Origin of the sequence: Promicromonospora kroppenstedtii DSM 19349 (genome assembly GCF_000515355.1) — a bacterium.
GTDB lineage: Bacteria > Actinomycetota > Actinomycetes > Actinomycetales > Cellulomonadaceae > Promicromonospora > Promicromonospora kroppenstedtii.
Genome location: NZ_KI911642.1, coordinates 36,913 through 40,150, shown reverse-complemented (window position 1 = coordinate 40,150; position 3,238 = coordinate 36,913). Strand labels below are relative to the sequence as shown.

At 73.3% G+C, this 3,238-nt stretch carries 3 protein-coding genes and 1 pseudogene; 1 reads left to right on the top strand and 3 read right to left on the bottom strand.

Going from position 1 to position 3,238, the window contains the following annotated elements; translation table 11 throughout:
- Positions 1 to 16: 16 nt before the first annotated feature.
- Positions 17 to 322: a sensor histidine kinase gene (locus PROKR_RS38175; RefSeq protein WP_084800333.1), complete on the top strand. Its 306-nt coding sequence runs from the start codon at positions 17 to 19 to the stop codon at positions 320 to 322.
- Here the strand turns inward: PROKR_RS38175 and PROKR_RS08880 are convergent.
- From PROKR_RS08880 to PROKR_RS08870, 3 genes and pseudogenes are all read right to left on the bottom strand, one after another.
- Positions 216 to 1,463, bottom strand: a complete 1,248-nt coding sequence (locus PROKR_RS08880) for a hypothetical protein (RefSeq protein WP_051432813.1) — start codon at positions 1,461 to 1,463, stop codon at positions 216 to 218. The genes PROKR_RS38175 and PROKR_RS08880 overlap by 107 nt on opposite strands.
- Positions 1,460 to 2,770, bottom strand: coding sequence for a glycosyltransferase family 2 protein (locus PROKR_RS08875; protein WP_036962152.1), 1,311 nt, complete (start codon positions 2,768 to 2,770; stop codon positions 1,460 to 1,462). Before PROKR_RS08875 ends, PROKR_RS08880 begins: the two co-directional genes overlap by 4 nt.
- Positions 2,767 to 3,238, bottom strand: a pseudogene (locus tag PROKR_RS08870) (ATP-grasp domain-containing protein); the annotation flags it as partial. The gene PROKR_RS08875 and the pseudogene PROKR_RS08870, both read right to left, overlap by 4 nt.

The window sequence follows — 3,238 nt, the reverse complement described above, 5'->3', positions numbered from 1 at the left end:
CGGCGGGTCCGTCACGGTGGGCGTGCATGCCGCGGGCCCGGACGCCGTCGTCGAGGTGACCGACACCGGGGTGTCCCTGCCGTCCGAGGCGCTCGGCCGCCGCACGCCACACGAGGCAACCGGGATCACGCTCGGCCTGCCGGTCGTCACCGCGGTCGTGGCCGCGCACGGCGGCACCGTGACCGTGGACAGCGCCCCCGACCAGGGCACGCGGGTCAGCCTGACCCTTCCGACGGGCTGGTCTGCACCGAGGGCGTCGTCGGGGGAAGCGTCGTCCACACCTCGTTCAGGGCGCTCCAGTGCTCCGGGGTCATCAGCGTGAACGGCGTGACGTTGACCGCCGTGACGCCGTTCGTGCCCGCCGCGCGCACGCCACCGGCCATCAGCCCCGCCGAGATCGAGTCGTCGGGCTGGCTGTGGTCCCACAGGCCCACCGAGACGATGAACTGCTCCATCGGGAGGTCGGAGCCCGCCAGCTCCGCGAGGACCTGCTCCAGCTCCTGCGGGCTGTGGTCCCCGATGCCGAGGTAGCCCCACAGCACCAGCCGGTCGGCGGCCCCGGCCAGCAGCGGGTAGCTCAGGCCGGCGTCGGGCACACCCTTGACCGGGTCCTCCCAGTTGATCAGCACGTCCATGCCGAGGTTGGTGCGCTTCCCGGTGTCGGCCGCGACATCGTCCAGCACCGCAGACGCCTGGTCCAGGAAGTCGGCCAGGACCTGCGAGCGCCACTCGCCGATCTCCGGTGCGTCCTGGTGGATGCTGCCGTCGGCCTCGCGGGGCCAGTCGTCCTCGCCGGTCATCTCCCGGTACAGAGCCGCGTCGTCCTCGCCGAACGTCTCGTCGTCGAACTTGAGCTCGGTGAAGGTGATCTGGTCGGGCTGGTAGCGGCGGGCGAGCTCCTCGACGAGCTCGAGGAAGCGGGCGCCGACGGGCCCGTCGTGGATCGCGGAGGCGGACGGCGTGTACTCGGAGCGGGAGCCGTCCTCGCCGACCCCGCCGACCGACGGGTCCTTCTTGATCCAGGCCGGGATCAGGGCGTCGATCAGGAGGTCGACGCGGCGCTGCTCCCCGTCGGGGCTCTGCGCGAGCTCGTCGATCGCCCGGGCGAGGTGGTCGGTGCCTTCCTCGGCGACGGCGTCGGGGTGTGCTTCCCAGTCGAAGGCGACGAACTCGACGCGGCCGGCGGCGAGGGTCACCATGTTCACGTGGGCGGCGTCGAGGTGCTCGCGGACGGCGTCCCAGTCCTTTTCGGTGTCGGTGATGGTCTCGATGCCGAGGCTGACGGAGTGCACCTCTTCCGCCTGGACCAGGGGGCGGTCCACGGTCGGCGGTACCGGGTCGGCGGTGCAGCCCCCGAGGGCGGCGACGCCGACGAGCGTGACGAGCCCGGTGAGCGTGGCCGCGAAAGCGCTCGCGGTGGTAGGTGCGGTGCGTGTGGTGGTGCGTGCGGTGCACTGGCTCATCGGTCCTGCCTCGTGTCCGCGGAGGCCTCCGGAGCGCCGTCCAGGGAGGTGTCGATCGAGATGGTGCCGGTCCGGTCGAGCTTGTTCCACCGGTTGTCGGCGCCGCGCAGCTCCAGCCACAGCGCGCGGAGCATGACCAGGCTCATCATGGCCGAGTAGAAGGGCCACAGCGGCAGGGTCCAGGCGTGCCGCAGGTCGCCGGGTGAGCGGTCGAGCAGGACGGCGACCAGGAGCAGCACGACCGACAGGGCCAGCCCGGTGAACAGGACGACGGCCCAGAGCGTGTCGGGCAGGGTGCTGGTGTCGCCCAGGGCCGCGAGGACCACGAGGACGACGAACGCGGCGACCTGGACCACGGGCAGCAGCACCTGGGTGGCGACGGTCAGGGCGAGGTAGGGGCCGAAGATGCCGTAGCGGGGGTTGCCGACCATGTCGCGGTGCCGTCGTACGGACTGGAGCAGGCCGCGGGCCCAGCGCACCCGCTGCTTCCACAGGCCGCGCAGGGTCGACGGCGACTCGGCGTGCACCAGGGCGCGGGGGGCGAACGCGACGCGGTACCCGGCGCGGTAGACCCGCCAGGTCAGCTCCAGGTCCTCGCCGACGGTGTCCTCCCGCAGGGGTCCGGTGCGTTCCAGGACGTCGCGGCGGAACGCGCCGGTGTTTCCGGAGACGATGGGCAGGCAGCGGAGCACGTCCAGGGCGCGGCGCACGAGCCCGGTCCCGACGTGGCTGACCAGGGCGAGGTAACGGGTCTGGACGCGGTCGAGGTTCACGGTCCGGTCGTCGCCGCACACGGCGCCGATGCGGGGGTCGGCGAAGGCGCGGACCATCTCGCGCAGCGTGTCGGGCCGGAACACGCCGTCGGCGTCGACCAGCACGAGCACCTCGCCGCGGGCGTGCTGCAGGCCCCGGTTGAGCGCGGCGCCCTTGCCGGCGTTGGGCTGGTTCAGGGCGCGCACGCGGGGCAGCTCGGCGTCGAGCGCCTGGAGCTGGGCGAAGGTGTCGTCGGTGGAGCCGTCGTCGACGCAGACGATCTCGAAGTCGGGGTAGTCGCTGCGGGCGATGGACCGGATGCAGGCGTCCAGGACGACGCCCTCGTTGTAGGCGGGGACGATGACGGAGACCGACGGTGGGGCCGCGGGTGGCGGGGCGAAGATCGTCGAGGCATGGGGCGGGGTGCCGGCGGGCGGGCGGCGGTGGCGGGCCTCGAACCACAGGGCGCAGGGCACGATGAGCAGCCGCGCGAGGCCGACGACGAGGACGGTCACGCCGAACACGAGGACGGCGGCGGCCAGGGCCTCGTTCATCGGGGGGCCAGCTGGTGCGTCAGGGCGGCGTCGAGCAGCTCCGGGGCGTGGTCGCTGTTGGCGCCGAACCGCCCGTTGACCTCCAGGACGAGGGGCGCACCGGTGGTGTCGCGGCGGATGTCGAGGTCGGCGGGCCCGGTCAGGCCCAGGGCTTCGACGGCGCGACGGGCGACGTGCTCGACGTCGGGCAGGCTGCCCGCCCGGGGGCGGACGACGGCGGCGGCGTTGCCGACGCGACCCTGCTTGAGCTCGGTCTTCTCCAGGACGACGGCGGTGATCGTGCCGGTGCCGGTACGGGGGCGGTACAGCTGCGGGCAGTACTCGGTACCGGGTGCGAAGGACTGGACGATCCAGGAGGCGTCCAGGGCGCTCCAGGCGGTCTCGTCGGTGCCGACAGTGCTGGCCGTGCTGCTCAGGTCCGCGGGGGACTCGACGAGCCGTACCCCGCGCCCGCCGCGCGAGACGCGG